This window comes from Streptomyces sp. NPDC002669 (assembly GCF_042889165.1).
Taxonomy (GTDB): Bacteria; Actinomycetota; Actinomycetes; order Streptomycetales; family Streptomycetaceae; genus Streptomyces.
Map to the genome: position 1 here is coordinate 43,250 of NZ_JBIAQQ010000011.1, position 15,663 is coordinate 58,912.

14 protein-coding genes are annotated in these 15,663 nt (G+C 72.9%); 3 read left to right on the top strand and 11 right to left on the bottom strand.

What is annotated here, in order from left to right; all coding sequences use genetic code 11:
• Positions 1-96: 96 nt before the first annotated feature.
• From ACFYW1_RS18260 to mshD, 7 genes are all read right to left on the bottom strand, one after another.
• Positions 97-555: an NUDIX hydrolase gene (locus ACFYW1_RS18260; protein ID WP_388993988.1), complete on the bottom strand. Its 459-nt coding sequence runs from the start codon at positions 553-555 to the stop codon at positions 97-99.
• A gap of 83 nt (positions 556-638) precedes the next feature.
• Positions 639-1,631 (bottom strand): CHAD domain-containing protein, encoded by a 993-nt coding sequence (locus ACFYW1_RS18265; protein WP_388993504.1) that lies wholly within the window; start codon positions 1,629-1,631, stop codon positions 639-641.
• On the bottom strand, positions 1,618-3,873 hold the full coding sequence (locus tag ACFYW1_RS18270; RefSeq protein WP_388993507.1) for an RNA degradosome polyphosphate kinase: 2,256 nt from the start codon (positions 3,871-3,873) through the stop codon (positions 1,618-1,620). Before ACFYW1_RS18270 ends, ACFYW1_RS18265 begins: the two co-directional genes overlap by 14 nt.
• Positions 3,874-4,154: 281 nt before the next feature.
• A complete protein-coding gene (locus ACFYW1_RS18275) occupies positions 4,155-5,135 on the bottom strand; it encodes an ABC transporter permease (protein ID WP_388993510.1) in 981 nt (326 codons plus the stop codon).
• Positions 5,132-6,028 carry an ABC transporter ATP-binding protein gene (locus tag ACFYW1_RS18280; protein ID WP_388993513.1) on the bottom strand — a complete coding sequence of 299 codons (897 nt, stop codon included), beginning with the start codon at positions 6,026-6,028 and terminating at the stop codon, positions 5,132-5,134. The genes ACFYW1_RS18275 and ACFYW1_RS18280 overlap by 4 nt, the downstream gene beginning before the upstream one ends.
• Positions 6,028-6,435 (bottom strand): GntR family transcriptional regulator, encoded by a 408-nt coding sequence (locus ACFYW1_RS18285; RefSeq protein ID WP_388993516.1) that lies wholly within the window; start codon positions 6,433-6,435, stop codon positions 6,028-6,030. The genes ACFYW1_RS18280 and ACFYW1_RS18285 overlap by 1 nt, the downstream gene beginning before the upstream one ends.
• Before the next feature lie 131 nt (positions 6,436-6,566).
• Positions 6,567-7,490: a mycothiol synthase gene (gene mshD / locus ACFYW1_RS18290; RefSeq protein ID WP_388993519.1), complete on the bottom strand. Its 924-nt coding sequence runs from the start codon at positions 7,488-7,490 to the stop codon at positions 6,567-6,569.
• A gap of 309 nt (positions 7,491-7,799) precedes the next feature.
• Between mshD and ACFYW1_RS18295 the strand changes: the two genes are divergently transcribed.
• On the top strand, positions 7,800-9,635 hold the full coding sequence (locus tag ACFYW1_RS18295; protein ID WP_388993522.1) for a bifunctional metallophosphatase/5'-nucleotidase: 1,836 nt from the start codon (positions 7,800-7,802) through the stop codon (positions 9,633-9,635).
• A gap of 115 nt (positions 9,636-9,750) precedes the next feature.
• Here the strand turns inward: ACFYW1_RS18295 and ACFYW1_RS18300 are convergent, their stop codons facing one another.
• On the bottom strand, positions 9,751-10,263 hold the full coding sequence (locus tag ACFYW1_RS18300) for a hypothetical protein (RefSeq protein WP_388993525.1): 513 nt from the start codon (positions 10,261-10,263) through the stop codon (positions 9,751-9,753).
• Between the two features lie 255 nt (positions 10,264-10,518).
• Between ACFYW1_RS18300 and ACFYW1_RS18305 the strand changes: the two genes are divergently transcribed.
• On the top strand, positions 10,519-11,412 hold the full coding sequence (locus ACFYW1_RS18305; protein WP_388993528.1) for a phosphatidylinositol-specific phospholipase C: 894 nt from the start codon (positions 10,519-10,521) through the stop codon (positions 11,410-11,412).
• Between the two features lie 87 nt (positions 11,413-11,499).
• Complete coding sequence (locus ACFYW1_RS18310; protein WP_388993531.1) at positions 11,500-12,009, top strand: DinB family protein; 510 nt, start codon at positions 11,500-11,502, stop codon at positions 12,007-12,009.
• Positions 12,010-12,090: 81 nt separating this feature from the next.
• On the opposite strand, the gene ACFYW1_RS18315 is transcribed toward ACFYW1_RS18310, so the two are convergent.
• The 3 genes from ACFYW1_RS18315 to ACFYW1_RS18325 all read right to left on the bottom strand — a co-directional run bounded on the left by ACFYW1_RS18315 (position 12,091) and on the right by ACFYW1_RS18325 (position 15,489).
• A complete protein-coding gene (locus tag ACFYW1_RS18315; protein ID WP_388993534.1) occupies positions 12,091-13,509 on the bottom strand; it encodes a sensor histidine kinase in 1,419 nt (472 codons plus the stop codon).
• Positions 13,506-14,240 (bottom strand): response regulator transcription factor, encoded by a 735-nt coding sequence (locus ACFYW1_RS18320; protein ID WP_388993537.1) that lies wholly within the window; start codon positions 14,238-14,240, stop codon positions 13,506-13,508. Before ACFYW1_RS18320 ends, ACFYW1_RS18315 begins: the two co-directional genes overlap by 4 nt.
• A gap of 106 nt (positions 14,241-14,346) precedes the next feature.
• Complete coding sequence (locus ACFYW1_RS18325; RefSeq protein ID WP_388993540.1) at positions 14,347-15,489, bottom strand: S1C family serine protease; 1,143 nt, start codon at positions 15,487-15,489, stop codon at positions 14,347-14,349.
• Between the last annotated feature and the right edge of the window lie 174 nt (positions 15,490-15,663).

Below are 15,663 nucleotides of genomic sequence, written 5' to 3' on the forward strand. Positions count from 1 at the left end.
ACGAGGGCATGCCGGGACGCCCGGACCGTACGGGCGCGGGGACGGCCCCGGGCGTCGACTCGGGCGTCGGGCGGGGCGGTGAGCAGGGCGTCGGACTCAGGCGTCGGGCAGGGCGGTGAGCAGGGCGTCGAGCACGTCCCGGTCGCGGTCCCGGGTGAGCCGGGCGCGGGCCGCCGAGGGGGAGAGCCAGCACACCCGGTCCACCTCGCGGCCGGGCACGAAGGCGCCGCCGGCCGCCTCGGCGGCCCAGTAGAGGACCTCCTTGGGGCGGCCGTCGACGAGGTAGCGGACCGTGGGCAACGGGGCGCCGGGCACGCAGTGGTGGCCGGTCTCCTCCAGCACCTCGCGCCGGGCGGCGTCCAGGGCCGGCTCGCCGCGCTTCAGCTTCCCCTTGGGGTGCGACCAGTCGTCGTAACGGGGCCGGTGGACCAGGCAGATCTCCAGCTCGCCGGAGTGCTCGGCGCGCCGCCACAGCACACACCCCGCGGCGAGCACCGGCCCGTGCTTTCGGGTGCTCCGGACGCGCCCGGACGGGTCCGGCGCATGTCCGGGCACGTCCGGGGCGGGGCCGCGGCCGTGGTCCCGCTCCCGGTCGTGGGCGGCGGGGCGGCCCGTGGTGCGGTGGCCGCCGGGCCCGCTCATGACCCGGTCACGGCCGCGGAGGCGTACGGCCAGCTCTCCCGGAACACGCCGCGGGCGGCCTCCACCTCGTGCCGCTGGTCGGCGTGGAGCACCCCGAGGGCGTACGCGGTGGCGGGGGCGATGCGGGGGGTGCGGGCCGCGGACGAGGCCGCCGCGGCGGCCTCCGCCGCGTCCCGGTGCAGGTCCAGCGCGCGGCCCGCCGCGGTCAGGACCGGGTCGGGGGCGCCCCGCACCACCTCGTGGGCGTACCGGTGCAGCCGCAGCAGCAGCCGGGCCCGGTGCCAGGGCGCGTCCTGCGCCTCGTTGTACGGTTCGGCCGTCCGGTCCGAGGGGAGCGCCGCCACCGCGCCGAGCAGCTGCTGTTCGGCCCGGTCGGCGGGGCCGTGCAGCATCTCCTCGGCCGGGGCCCCGGCCGAGGCGGCGAGCGGCACCTCCGAGGCGAGCAGGGCCACCGCGTCGGCCACCGCGTGGAAGCGGGCGGAGCCGAGCGCCTGGAGCGCCGCGGAGTGGGCGCGGGTCCGGGCGAGGGTCAGCTGCCGTTCGAGGAGCGCCCCGGCGCGGGCGGCGCCGACGCCGAGGGCGGCGCGCTCCTTGTCCCCGGCGGTGTCGGAGCTCTTGCGGGCGCCGGGCAGCGAGGTGCCGGACAGCGCGTGCAGCGCTTCGAGGAGCCGGTTCAGCCGGGTCGCGTAGGCGTGTTCCCGGGCCAGGGTGCCCGAGAGCCAGGCCAGTTCGGTGCGCAGCTGCTCGGCCCAGGCGGTGTCCAGCGTCGCCCGGAAGGTGTGCAGCGTGCCGCTGATCCGGCGGGCCGAGCGGCGCAGCGCCGCGGAGGCATGTTCGGCGCCGAGTCCGCCGGCGTCGGTGGGGGCGCTGCTCTCGCGGTGCAGGCGCAGGCTGCGGAGGAATTCGGCGGCCTGCTCCTGGAGGTAGGGCGCGAGCACCGCGCCCGCCGTGAGGTCCGCCTGCGTCGTCTGGTGGTCATGGCGTCGCACGCCGGCGCCTCCGGGCGTCAATGAGCATTTCCTGTACGTGCCGCAGCGGTTGGCCCTCCGTGTCCGTGGAGTGCCGGGTCCAGTTCCCGTCGGGACCCAGGTGCCAGGAGGAGGTGGTGTCGGCCATGCCGGTCTCCAGGAGACGGCTGAGCGCGGCGCGATGGGCGGGGTCGGTGACCCGGACCAGTGCTTCGATCCGGCGGTCGAGGTTGCGGTGCATCATGTCGGCGCTGCCGAACCACACTTCGGGTTCGCCGCCGTTGCCGAAGGCGAAGACCCGGGAGTGTTCGAGGAAGCGGCCCAGGACGGAACGGACCCGGACGTTCTCGGAGAGGCCGGTGACGCCGGGGCGGATCGCGCAGATGCCGCGCACCCAGATGTCCACCGGCACGCCGGCCATCGCGGCCCGGTAGCAGGCGTCGATGATCGCCTCGTCGACCATCGAGTTGACCTTGATGCGGACGTAGGCGGTCCGGCCGGCCCGCTGGTGGGTGATCTCCTTGTTGATCCGGGCGATCAGCCCGTCGCGCAGGGACTTCGGCGCGACCAGGAGGCGGCGGTAGGTCTCGCGGCGGGAGTAGCCGGAGAGCCGGTTGAAGAGGTCGGAGAGGTCCGCGCCGACCTGCGGGTCCGCGGTCAGCAGGCCGAGGTCCTCGTACAGCCGGGCCGTCTTGGGGTGGTAGTTGCCGGTGCCGACGTGGGAGTAGCGGCGCAGCGTGTCGCCCTCCTGCCGGACGACCAGGGAGAGCTTGCAGTGGGTCTTGAGGCCGACGAGTCCGTAGACGACGTGGCAGCCGGCCTCCTCCAGCTTGCGGGCCCACTTGATGTTGGCCTGCTCGTCGAAGCGGGCCTTGATCTCGACGAGGACGAGGACCTGCTTGCCGGATTCGGCGGCGTCGATCAGGGCGTCCACTATCGGTGAGTCGCCCGACGTCCGGTACAGCGTCTGCTTGATGGCGAGGACGTCGGGGTCGCCCGCCGCCTGTTCCAGGAACGCCTGGACGGAGGTGGAGAACGAGTCGTAGGGGTGGTGCAGGAGCACGTCGCGTTCGCGCAGCGCGGCGAAGATGTCGGGCGCGGAGGCGGATTCGACCTCGGCGAGGTCGCGGTGGGTGCCGGCGACGAACTTGGGGTACTTCAGCTCGGGCCGGTCCAGGGAGGCTATGCCGAACAGTCCGGTGAGGTCGAGCGGTCCGGGCAGCGGGTAGACCTCGGCGTCGGACACCTTCAGCTCGCGGACCAGCAGGTCGAGCACGTACGGGTCGATGGACTCCTCGACCTCCAGGCGGACCGGCGGGCCGAAGCGGCGCCGCATGAGCTCCTTCTCCAGGGCCTTGAGGAGGTTCTCGGCGTCGTCCTCCTCGACCTCCAGGTCCTCGTTCCTGGTGACCCGGAACATGTGGTGGGCGAGGACCTCCATGCCCGGGAAGAGCTCTTCGAGGTGGGCGGCGATCACGTCCTCTATGGGCACGTACCGCTGCGGCGACGCCTCCAGGAAGCGGGTCAGCAGCGGCGGCACCTTGACCCGGGCGAAGTGGCGGTGGCCGCTGACCGGGTTGCGCACGACCACGGCGAGGTTGAGCGAGAGCCCGGAGATGTACGGGAAGGGGTGCGCCGGGTCGACGGCGAGGGGGGTCAGCACGGGGAAGACGCGCTGCCGGAAGAAGGTGAACAGGCGGGCCTGCTCCTTCTCGGTCAGCTCGGGCCAGCGGATCAGCTGGATGCCCTCGTCGGACAGGGCGGGGGCGATGTCCTGCTGGTAGCAGGCGGCGTGCCGGGCCATGAGCTCGCGCGAGCGGGTCCAGATCAGGTCGAGGACCTCGCGGGGCTGGAGTCCGGAGGCGGACCGGGTGGCGACCCCGGTGGCGATGCGGCGCTTCAGCCCGGCGACCCGGACCATGAAGAACTCGTCCAGGTTCGAGGCGAAGATGGCGAGGAAATTAGCCCGTTCGAGGAGGGGGGTCGCCGGGTCCTCGGCCAGTTCGAGCACCCGTTCGTTGAACGCGAGCCAACTGCGTTCGCGGTCCAGGAAACGGCCCTGGGGCAGCTCGTCGCCGTCCACATCGGGTTCGTACGCGTCGGCGTCGTTGTCGATGTCGGGGTCCAGGTCGGCCGCGGTGGACAGCGCGGCCCCGTTGGAGGAGGCGGTGGCGACGGCGTGCGGCCGGTGCGCGGCGAGTGAGCCGACCGACGGCTGCACGGCGGGCTGGACCGGGACCTCGGAGCTGGGCTGCTGGCTCATGGACCCATTGTTCCGCGCGGATGGCCCGAAGGGCGCGCCGGAGGGCGTGGAGATCGCGGGGAACACACGGTTCGCGGCGCCCGTGCGGCCCGCACGGCCCGTCGGGTCCACGCGGTCGCCGCCGGGATCTCTCCCGTTGCGGGGGGTCGGCACAGCTGGCTGCATCCTGAAAGGTTGGCAAGCGCTTCTGAATGGCCGGTAACGGCGACATGACGTGCAGGAAGCGGTGTGGCCGTGCCCGGGTGCCCGAAGGCGCCCGGGCACGGCCACGTGCGGTCCGCTCAGCCGTGGCGGCGGCGCAGGACGCGGAAGGCGACTGTGACGGCGAGGACGGCGAGGGCGAGCAGGACGGCGCTCTCGACGAGTTGTAGCGGCCAGAAGTGCGAGGCCGGGTGGTAGTCGGTGAAGAGCGTGACCCCACCCCGGTCGGCCGGACAACTGGCGTGCTCGGCGGGGCTCAGCCCCTGCCCGAAGCAGTCCTTCCAGTAGAGCTCCCGGCCGGACGGGGTGAGCATGCCCGTTTCGACGACCCAGGGGCTGCCTTCCCAGGTGTGCCGGCCGAGGGCGCGGACCGTCGGCCAGAGTTCGTAGCGGCGCTTGCCGAACCCCAGCATGACGACGCCCAGGACGAGCGCGGTGAGGCCCATGGACAGGAGCATGCGGCGGACGAGGACGGCGCACAGGGCACCGACGGCCACGGCCAGCAGGGCGTACGCGACGGCTGTCGGGCCGAGGGCGGGGTAGACCCCGCTCGCGTACCAGCCGAGTTCCCGGGTGTCGCCCCGCAGGGCCGACCGGCCCCACCGGTAGACGAGGACCAGGACGGTCGTGCCGGCGGCCGTCAGGACCGCGGGCAGCGCGATCCGGGCGGCCAGCCACTGGGCGGGCGAGACCGACTGGGCCCAGACGAACCGGAAGGTGCCGTTCTCCAGCTCGCGGGCGATCAGGGGACCCGCTACGAAGACGCCGATGAGCCCGGCGAGCACCAGGACGGCGGTCCCGCCGCCCGCCAGATACGTCTCGGCGCTGGTGCGGGCGTAGGTGGGCAGGTAGGTGCCGTCGCCGCAGCGCGTGGTGTCGCCGTCGGCGCAGCGCTCGTACGAGGTGGCGACCCAGATCCGCAGCCCCACCACGAGGGCGATGCCCAGGACCAGGAGTGCGCAGGCCGCCCACAGCGCGCGACGGTGCTGGTGGACCAGGACCTTTACGGGGGCCCGCAGTTCGGCGGGCACGGCACGGGCGCGCGGAACGGTGAGGCTCATGCGGCCACCGCCCGGTCGGCCGCCGCGCTCGGGGTGAGCAGCGCGGGTGCGTCGGGTGCCCGCAGGTGCGCCAGCAGCAGTTCTTCCAGCGACGGCTCGGCGACCTCCCAGCCGGAGGCCGTGTCCACCGGGCCCTCCCGCCGGACGAGTGCGGTCTGCCGCCGCCCCGTGGTGCGGGACTCGACCACGGTGTGCGGGGCGAGGTCCCGCGCGGGGCCGGTGAGCAGGGCGTGCGCGGCGAGCAGGTCGTCCGTCTCGCCGCCGAGCCGGACGCGGCCGCCGTCGACGAGGAGGAGGTAGTCGCAGGCGTCCTCCAGCTCGGTGAGGATGTGCGAGGACATCACGATGGTGGTGGCGCGCTCGGCGGCCTCGGCCATCAGCACGCCCATCAGCTGGTGCCGGGCGAGCGGGTCGAGATCGGCCATCGGCTCGTCCAGCAGCAGCAGTTCGGGCCGCTTGCCGAGGGCGAGCGCGAGGGCGAGCCGGGTGCGCTGACCGCCGGACAGGGCGTGGACCCTGGTGCTCGCCGGCAGAGGGTCGGCGATGCGTGCGGCGATGTCCCGGTCCCAGGTGGCGGCGTTCAGCTCGGCGCCCGCCCAGAGCGTCTCGGCGACCGTCAGCCGCGGGTACAGCGGTCTGTCCTGGGCCACGTGGGCCACCCGCGCGCGAGCCTCCCCCGGGGACGCGCCCAGGATGCGCAGCGAACCCTCCGACGGGCGCAGGAGCCCGGCCGCGAGGGCGAGCAGGGTGGACTTGCCCGCCCCGTTGGGTCCGACGAGGGCGCACACCCGCCCGGCGGGCAGCCGGAAGGAACAGTCGCGCAGGGCCCGGGCCCCGGCTCTGCCCCGGTACTTCATCCCGAGGCCGGCGGCCTCGATCGCAGCGCCTGTCATCAGGCTCGATCCCCCTTGAAAGTGCTGTCCAGTACGGCGGTGAAGAGCGCGCTCACGTCGTCCTTCTCCAGCCCGGCCGCGCGGGCCCGGCGGGTCCAGTCGGCGAGTTCGGCGCGCAGCGGCGCGTCGTCGGCGGCCGCCGCGCCGCCGAGGCTCCGGGTGATGAAGGTGCCCAGCCCGCGCCGTGCCTCGACGAGCCCCTCGCGCTCCAGCTCCCGGTACGCCTTGAGCACGGTGTTCGGGTTGATGGCGGTGGCCTCGACGACCTCGCGTGCGGTGGGCAGGCGGTCACCGGGCTCCAGCAGACCGAGGCGGAGGGCCTGCTTGGTCTGCTGGACGATCTGGAGGTACGTGGCGACGCCGCTGCGCCGGTCGATGCGGTACTCGACCGCTGCGGACTCTGCCATTTTCACCCTTTCACTAGTTGAGTAGTGAAAGGGTGGCGCAAAGAGGGGGCGGCGTCAAGGAACGCCGCCCCCGGGGAAGCCGGTCCGACCCGGGTGCGGCACCCGGCCCCGGGCCGGGTGCCGCACCCGGCTCAGGACTCCGTGCGGTACATCAGGTCCACCTCGTGCGTGGTGAAGCCCATCCGTTCGTAGACGGCCAGGGCCGCCTTGTTGTCCGCGTCCACGTAGAGCATCGCGGTCGGCAGTCCCTCGGCGGCCAGGTGGCGCAGCCCGGTCGCGGTGAGGGCCTTGCCGAGGCCGCCGCCCTGGGCGTCGGGGCGGATGCCGACCACGTACACCTCGCCGAGCTGTTCCTCGGCGTGCACCTTCGTCCAGTGGAAGCCGATCAGCTCGCCGTCGCGCTCGGCCAGGAAGAAGCCCTTCGGGTCGAACCAGGGCTCCGCCTTGCGGTCGTCCAGGTCGCGCTGGGTCAGCGAGCCCTGTTCCGGGTGGTGGGCGAAGGCGGCGCGGTTCACCGCGAGCCAGGCGGCGTCGTCCTCGCCGGGCACGAAGGTGCGGATGGTGACGCCGGGCGGCAGCACCGGTTCCGCGATGTCCAGCGGCACCAACGGGCGCCGCAGCTGCCGCAGTTCACGGAAGAGCGAGAGGCCGAGGACCTGGGCGAGGTGCCGCGCCGCGGACTTCCCGCCGTGTGCCCACACCCGCAGCCGCTTCCCGGTCGTGGCGAGCAGCGCCGCGCCCAGCGCCCGCCCGTGCCCCTGTCCGCGGTACGCCGGGTGCACGACCAGCTCGGCGGCCGGGGCCTCGACGGGGTCGGTGTCCTCCAGTTGCGCGTAGCCGACCAGGGTGGTTCCGCCGATGAGCAGCAGGTGTCGCACGCCCGCCCGCCGCCCGCCCCGCAACTGAAGCCGCCCCTGCTCGGACACGGCCTGCCTGCCGTCGGACCGGGCCGCCTCCGCGAGCAGGTCCGACACGGCTTCGGCCTGCTCGGGGGAGAGCTCGTCGAGCGTCCGGATCTCACGTCCGGGAGCGGGGAGAGGTGCGTCAGTCGTCATACCACGAGCCTACGGGGACGGGGTGGCCGCGGGGAGGGACGCGGGTGCGGTCGGGTGGCGGACGGGGGCCACCCGGGGGGAGCGGGGGAGACGCGAGGGGCGGACGGGGCGCGACTTCGGCCCGTTCGCCCGCATCTTGCCTGCCCCGTACGGGTGATGTGTTCCGCTTTCTCCCGATACCGACCGCATGGCAACCACTTCGTAACCCCGAACACCTGTCGCGCTACGCGCGTTGACCCTAGGCTGCGGCACGAAGTCTCCAGACTCGTCAAGACCGTCAAACCTCCCGCTGAACTCACAAGGGGACCGATGTCAGCGACACCGCAGAAGAACCGCGCGTCCCGGCGGGTGCTCGCCGCCGCGGCCGGGCTCGCCACGGCCGGCGCGCTCGTCGCCGCGATGCCCGCCGGAGCCCAGGACCGCCAGGACCACGGGCACGGGCACCACAAGGGCCGCACCGTCGACGTGCAGCTGCTGTCCTTCAACGACCTGCACGGCAACCTGGAGCCGCCGGCCGGTTCGGCGGGCAAGGTCACCGAGACGCAGCCCGACGGCACGGTCAAGGAGATCCCGGCCGGTGGCATCGAGTACCTCGCGTCCTCGCTGCGCACCGCGCGCGAGGGACACCCGTACTCGATCACCGCGGCCGGTGGCGACATGGTGGGCGCCAGCCCGCTGCTGTCCGGTCTCTTCCACGACGAGCCGACCATCGAGGCGCTCAACAAGATCGACCTCGACGTGACGACCGTGGGCAACCACGAGTTCGACGAGGGCGCCACCGAGCTGGCCCGCCTCCAGAACGGCGGGTGCCACCCGGACGAGGGCTGCTACGAGAAGGGCAAGGAGTTCGGCGGCGCCGACTTCCCCTACCTCGCCGCCAACGTGACGAACGAGAAGACCGGCAAGCCGATCCTCAAGCCGTACACGGTGTGGAAGAAGAAGGGCGTCAAGATCGGCTTCATCGGGGTGACCCTGGAGGGCACGCCGAACATCGTCACGGCCAACGGCGTCAAGGGCCTGAAGTTCCACGACGAGATCGAGACGATCAACAAGTACGCCAAGGAGCTGAACCGGCAGGGCGTCAAGTCCATCGTCGCGCTGATCCACGAGGGCGGGGCCCCGGCCTCCACCTCGTACAACTACGACTGCGACAGCTCCGGCCCCGGTGACGGCATCTCCGGTCCGATCACGGAGATCGCCAAGGGCATCACGCCCAAGGTCGACGCGCTGGTCACGGGCCACACCCACCAGGCGTACGTCTGCACCATCCCGGACCCGGCGGGCAACCCGCGCATGGTCACCTCGGCGTCCTCGTTCGGCAAGCTCTACACCGACACGACGCTCACCTACGACCGCCGCACCAAGGACATCGTCCGCACGTCGGTGAAGTCGGCCGGTGCGAAGAACCCGAAGTCGGCGAACCACGTCGTCACCCGGGACCAGCCCAAGGCCAACGACATGACGGCCCTGATCGCCCGCTGGAACGCCCTCGCGGCGCCCATCGCGAACAAGCCGCAGGGCTACATCAGCGCCGACATCAACGGCCGCGGCTCCACGGCCCTGGAGAAGCCGCTCGGCGACCTGATCGCCGACGCCCAGCTGGAGGGCCTGGCCCCGGCGGACAAGGGCGGGGCGGTCGTCGCGTTCATGAACCCGGGCGGCATCCGCGCGGACCTGGTCCACAAGGCGAGCGGCGCCGAGGGCGACGGAGTGGTGACGTACGGGGAGTCCTTCACCGTGCAGCCCTTCACCAACATGATGAACGTCGTCGACCTGACCGGCGCCCAGCTGGTCACTGCGCTCAAGCAGCAGGTCAGCGGCTCCAACGAGGCCAGCCCGAAGATCCTCCAGATCTCGAAGGGCCTCACCTACACCCTGGACATGACGAAGTCCGGCGCGGACCGCGTGGTCACCGACACCATCAAGCTGAACGGTGAGGCGATCGACCTGGCCAAGACCTACCGCGTCGCCATGAACGAGTTCCTGGCGGGCGGCGGCGACGGCTTCGCGGCGCTCGGCGAGGGCACGAACAAGCTGGTCGGCGCCTCCGACCTGGACATGTTCAACGCCTACCTGGCGGCCCACTCCACGGCCGATGCCCCGCTGGCCCCGCCGGCGGCGGACCGGATCACGGTCATCCAGTGACGCGGTGATCCCAGTGACTCCCGTACGCGGGTGAGGAAGAGCGGTGGGTCGGCGGACCCACCGCTCTTCTGCGTATGGGGGGAGGGGTGCCGGGGCCGGGTTCCCTCCGCCGTCGTCAGAGCTTCCCGAAGGCCACCCCGCGCCAGGTCCACCCCGCCGCGAGCACCGCGTCGCGCACCGGGTCCTTCAGATCGGAGCTGTCGGCGCGGAAGGTCTCCGCCGGGCGGCCCTCCCCGTCCTTCCCGCGCCCGATCGTCCGGCTCCGGCTGCTCGTGCTCACCCGGCCGCGGGCCGACTCGGCGGAGAGCGCGAGGCGGGGAACGTCTCCCGCCCAGGTGACCCGCCACATCCGGTCGACGGCACGGACCTCGCGCCGGTCCGGGACCAACCGCAGGCGGATCTGGAGGAGTTCGGCCACCTGTGTGCGCAGGAAGGCGGTCCGCCAGGCAGGTTCCAGGATCCGCCACTCCGCCACCAGGCCGGCGTCCTCCGCCGCACCGTCCCGCACCAGCCAGGGCACGTCCGGCCCGCCGAGCGCGAGCAGCGCCGCCCGGACCTCGTGGGCGGGCAGCGGAACCACACCGTCGGCGGGGCGCCTCGTGCCGGTCAGCTTGTCGAACAGACCCATTCGGCCCTTCCTCTCCGGTGGCTCGGACGCACCTTACAGACAGCCAGGACCGGCCGGACCTGCCGCGTTCCCGGGCGGTCCGGGGCATCGCTCGCCGGCGGAAGACCCCTGGCGGAAGACGCCCGGCGGAAGACCCCTGCCCGGCTCGGCCGGGCGCCCCGCAGGTACCGGCGGGATTCCTCCCCATTCCCGTAGTGACGTGCACCCGTCATAATCTGACGGCTGATCCCCCACGGCAGACGGAGGCACCCCCGCATGAGCCCGTACACCGCCACGCGACGGAACTTCCTGGCCGGCGCCCTCGCCGCCACCGCCACCGTGTTCGTCGGCGCCGGCTCCGCGGCTGCCGACGGCCGACGGGCCCTCACCACCCAGGACTGGATGGCCACCGTCCCCGACGCCACCGAGCTGCGGGCGCTCACGATCCCCGGCTCGCACGACTCCGGCGCCCGCTTCGGCGGGCCCTGGACCGAGTGCCAGAACACCACGATCGCCGAGCAGTTGAACAGCGGCATCCGCTTCCTCGACGTACGGTGCCGGGTCACCGGCGGCTCGTTCGCGATCCATCACGGGGCCTCGTACCAGAACCTGATGTTCGGCGACGTGCTGGGCGCCTGCTGGGACTTCCTGGCCGCGCACCCCACCGAGACCGTGCTGATGCGGGTCAAGCAGGAGTACTCGGAGGAGAGCGACGCGACGTTCCGGGCGGTCTTCGACGACTACCTCGACAACCGGGGCTGGCGCCCGCTCTTCCGCATCGACGGCGCACTGCCCACGCTGGGCGGGGCCCGCGGCAAGGTCGTGCTGCTCGCGGACAACGCCGGTCTGCCCGGCGTCCGGTACGCCGATCCGGCGCTCTTCGACATCCAGGACGACTACATGGCGGAGCCGTTCGCCAAGTACCCCAAGATCGAGGAGCAGTTCCGCAGGGCGGCCCGGCAGCCGGGGAAGCTGTACATGAACTACGTCAGCACGGCGGCCCTGCTCCCGCCGCGCTGGAACGCCGACCGGCTCAACCCGCAGGTGCACTCCTTCCTGGACGGGCCGGAGGCGGTCGGCTGGACCGGGCTGGGGATCGTCCCGCTGGACTTCCCCGCCACCCGGTCCGGCCTGGTGGAGTCACTGATCAGGCACAACCCGGGCAGCTGAGCGACGAGGGCGCGCACCGCCCTCCGGGCGGGGAACGGCGGAAGCAGATACTGGCTCCGAAGACGGACACGGACGAGGAGCACACCAGTGACCAGCGACCATCGGACCGGACCGCCCCATTTCGGCAGCGAGCGCGACATGCTGCGGGCCTTCCTCGACTACCACCGCGCGACCCTCGCCATGAAGTGCGAGGGGCTCACCGACGAGGAGCTGCGGCAGCAGTCGATGCCGCCCTCCACGCTCTCGCTGCTCGGCCTGGTGCGGCACATGGCGGAGGTGGAGCGCGCGTGGTTCCGCCGGGTGTTCGAGGACAACGACGTTCCCCTGGTCTGGTCCGACGTGACCGACTTCCAGGCCGCGTACGACGCGAGCGCCTCGACGCGCGACGAGGCGTTCGCCGCCTGGGAGGCCGAGGTGGAGAACTCGCGCCGCATCGAGCGGGAGTCCGAGTCCCTGGACCGGTCCGGGTATCAGCCGAGGTGGGGCGAGGAGGTGTCGCTGCGGATGGTGATGGTGCACGTGCTCCTGGAGTACGGCCGCCACAACGGGCACGCGGACTTCCTGCGGGAGGGCGTCGACGGGACCGTGGGCGCGTGAGGTCCGGGGGGCGCCGGGGTCGAAACGGTCCGGAGCCGCCGGGGCCGAAACGATCCGGCCGGGGAGGCGCCGGCCCCGGCCTCACAGCCGCGGTGGCGGCTGGGGTGCCCCCGGCAGGCGGATCGATGCCTGCGTGCCGTCGCCCTCTGCCGGGCGCAGGGTGATCTCGCCGCCCGCCTGCTGGACGGTGCGGGCCACGATCGACAGGCCGAGGCCGGATCCGGGGAGCTGGCGGGCGGACGGGGAGCGCCAGAACCGTTCGAAGACGTGGGGGAGTTCGTCGGCGGGGATGCCGGGGCCGTGGTCCCGCACGGTCAGTTCGCCGTCGCGCAGGGCGACCTCGATCGTGCCGCGGGGCGGGCTGAACTTCACCGCGTTGTCCAGGACGTTGACCACCGCCCGCTCCAGCGCGGCCGGTTCGGCCCGTACGTACCAGGGGGTCAGATCGGCCCTGATCGTCAGTTCGGGGCCGCGCAGCCGGGCGCGTTCCAGGGCGGTGTCCGCGATCTCGTGCAGGGCGACGACCTGGAGCGGGCCGGGGCCCGCCGCGTCGGGGCGGGACAGTTCCTGGAGGTCGCCGATGAGCGAGGCCAGCTCGGTCATCTGCGCCTTGACCGACTTCATCAGGGCCCTGCGGTCGTCCGGCGGGATGGCCCGGCCGGTGTCCTCGCTGCGGGCGAGGAGTTCGATGTTGGTGCGGAGCGAGGTCAGCGGGGTGCGCAGCTCGTGCCCCGCGTCCGCGATCAGCTGGGCCTGGCGGTCGCGGGAGCTGGCCAGGGACGCGGTCATCGAGTTGAAGGAGCTGGACAGCCGGGCGATCTCGTCCTCGCCCTCGACCGGGATGCGGACGGTCAGGTCCTCGGTGCGGGCGACGTGTTCGACGGCCCGGGTCAGCTGGTCCACGGGGCGCAGACCGGTGCGGGCGACCCAGAGGCCGGCCGCCCCGGCGCCGAGCACCCCGATGCCGGAGACGGCCAGGAGCACCCAGGCCAGGGTGGACAGGGGCCGGTCGACCTCGCTGACGGGGCGGGCGAGGGAGAGGGCCAGTTCCGTGTCGGGCAGGCCGAGCCCCTGCGACACCCGCAGCGGGGTGGTGTACACGCGCATCCGCGATCCGTCGGCCGAGGTCGCCCAGTGCAGTGCGTCCACCCGCTCGTGGCCGATCACGGCGAGGTCCGCCCCGGTGACCGGCAGCCGGTCCGCCCCGGGCGCGATGCAGACCGTGCCCTGGGAGTCGACGAGCTGGACGGTGAAGCCGGAGTAGGGCCGGGGCGGGAGCTGGGTGGTGCCCCGGCAGTACGTGTACAGCTCGGTCAGGTAGCGCTTGTCGACCTGGGTGTCGCGCAGCGAGGCGTCCAGCTGGTTCTCCAGCTGGACCTTCACCATGAACCAGCACGACGCCGCGACCGCCGCCACCGCGACCGCCACCGCGGCCGCGACCAGCAGGGCGAGCCGGGTGCGCAGCGGCCGGGTGCGGAGCCGTCGCAGGGCCCCGGTCATCCGTCACCGCCGCCGGTGCGGAGCGCGTAACCGACCCCCCGCACGGTGTGCACGAGCCGCGGTTCGCCGCCCGCCTCCGTCTTGCGGCGCAGGTACATCACGTACACGTCCAGGGAGTTGGAGCTCGGCTCGAAGTCGAAGCCCCACACCGCCTTGAGGATCTGCTCGCGGGTCAGCACCTGGCGCGGGTGGGCCAGGAACATCTCCAGCAGGGTGAACTCGGTACGGGTCAGCTCGACCCGGCGGCTGCCCCGGGTGACCTCGCGGGTGACGAGGTCCATCCGCAGGTCCGCGAAGGCCAGCACGTTGCCGTCGTGGGCGCCGCCGTCGGCCGCCGGGGCCGCGTAGGAGCTGCGGCGCAGCAGGGCCCGGATGCGGGCGAAGAGCTCGTCCAGCTCGAAGGGCTTGACCAGGTAGTCGTCGGCGCCCGCGTCGAGACCGGTGACCCGGTCGCCGACGGTGTCGCGGGCGGTGAGCATCAGGATGGGGGTGGTGGTGCCCGCGGAACGGAGCCGGCGGGCGGCGGTCAGGCCGTCCATCCGCGGCATCTGGATGTCGAGGACGATGAGGTCGGGGGCGTAGGACTCCGCCCTGGCCAGGGCGTCGAGGCCGTCGACGGCGACCTCGGTGCCGTAGCCCTCGAACGCGAGGCTGCGCTGCAGGGCCTCGCGCACGGCGGGCTCGTCGTCGACGATCAGGATGCGCTGCGGATCGTCTTCGGCGGGGCTCATCGCTCGTTGTCCTCTTCTCGTCGGTACGGCCGCTGTTCCTCTCGGCTCTCAGCCTCGCACGGCCCCCGTCGGCCTCGCACGAGCGTCGCCTCAGGCGTTCAGGAGCTCAGGAGCCGTCGCCGGACCGCAGGGTGTCGAGGTCGGCCTTGAGCGTGTTCACGGGGATGGCGAAGCCGAGGCCCACGCTGCCCGCGCTCGAACTGCTCGACCCGCCGGACGAACCCGCCGAGTACATCGCGGAGTTGATGCCGATGATCTCGCCGTTCATGTTGATCAGCGCGCCGCCGGAGTTGCCGGGGTTGAGCGAGGCGTCGGTCTGGATGGCCTTGTACGTGGTGGTGGACTCGCCGGTGTCGCCGTTGAACTGGCGGCCGCCGAACTCGAACGGCCACTGTTCCTGGCCGCCCTGCCCCTGCCCCTGCCCCTGGCCGCTGCCGTCGTCCTTGGCGACCGTGACGTCGCGGTCGAGGGCGGAGACGATGCCGCTGGTGACGGTGCCGGTGAGGCCCTCGGGCGAGCCGATCGCGACGACCTGGTCACCGACCGCCACCTTCGAGGAGTCGCCCAGCGTCGCCGTCTTCAGCCCGCTCGCGCCCTGGAGCCTGATCAGCGCGAGGTCCTTGTCGGGGTCGGTGCCGACGACCTTCGCGGGGTACGTCCGGCCGGTGCTGAGCCGCACCTCGATCGAGGAGGCGCCGGAGATGACGTGGTTGTTGGTGACGACCTCGCCGTCGGACGTGATGACGACGCCGGAACCGGTGGACTCGCCCGCCGTCGAGGTCGCGTTGATCTCCACGATCATCGGCGACACGGCCTCGGCGACCCCGGCGACGCTGCCCTTGCTGCTCTGCGCGACGGTGGTGCCGGGGACGACGCCGCTGCTGCTCGTGGTGGTCGTGCCGGTGCCGGTGAGCTGCGTGACGACGGCGGCGGTGCCGCCGCCGACGATCGCCGCCGCGACGGCCACGGCCGTCAGCAGGGCGACCGGCCGCCGGGCCCGGTGCCGAGTTGGTGCCGGAGCGGCCGCGGACGGCATCGGTCCCGGACCCTCACCACCGTGTCCGCCGTCTCCGCCGTGTCCTCCGGAGCTGCCCGGGCCGGGCCACACGGTGGTGCCGGGGCCCGCCGCGATCGGCTCCGCGGGCCGGTGGGACGGCGGCGGCGGGTAGGCCGCGTCGCCGGTGCCGTACGGGTTGCCGTACGAGGGGTACGTCGGGTGCTCGCCGCTCGGGCGCTGGCTCTCTGTCATGCGTACGAGCGTGTCCGGCGAAGATGAGAGAAGCCTGAGCACGCCCTGAGAAGCCCGGCAGAAGCTCGTATGTCCGATGTAAAGGCTCACGAGCCGCCGGGCCGTGACGCCGCCACGCAGTCGAGCAGCCGGGCCGCCACGCAGTCGAGCTGCCTGCGGCCCGGCCCGGTCCGG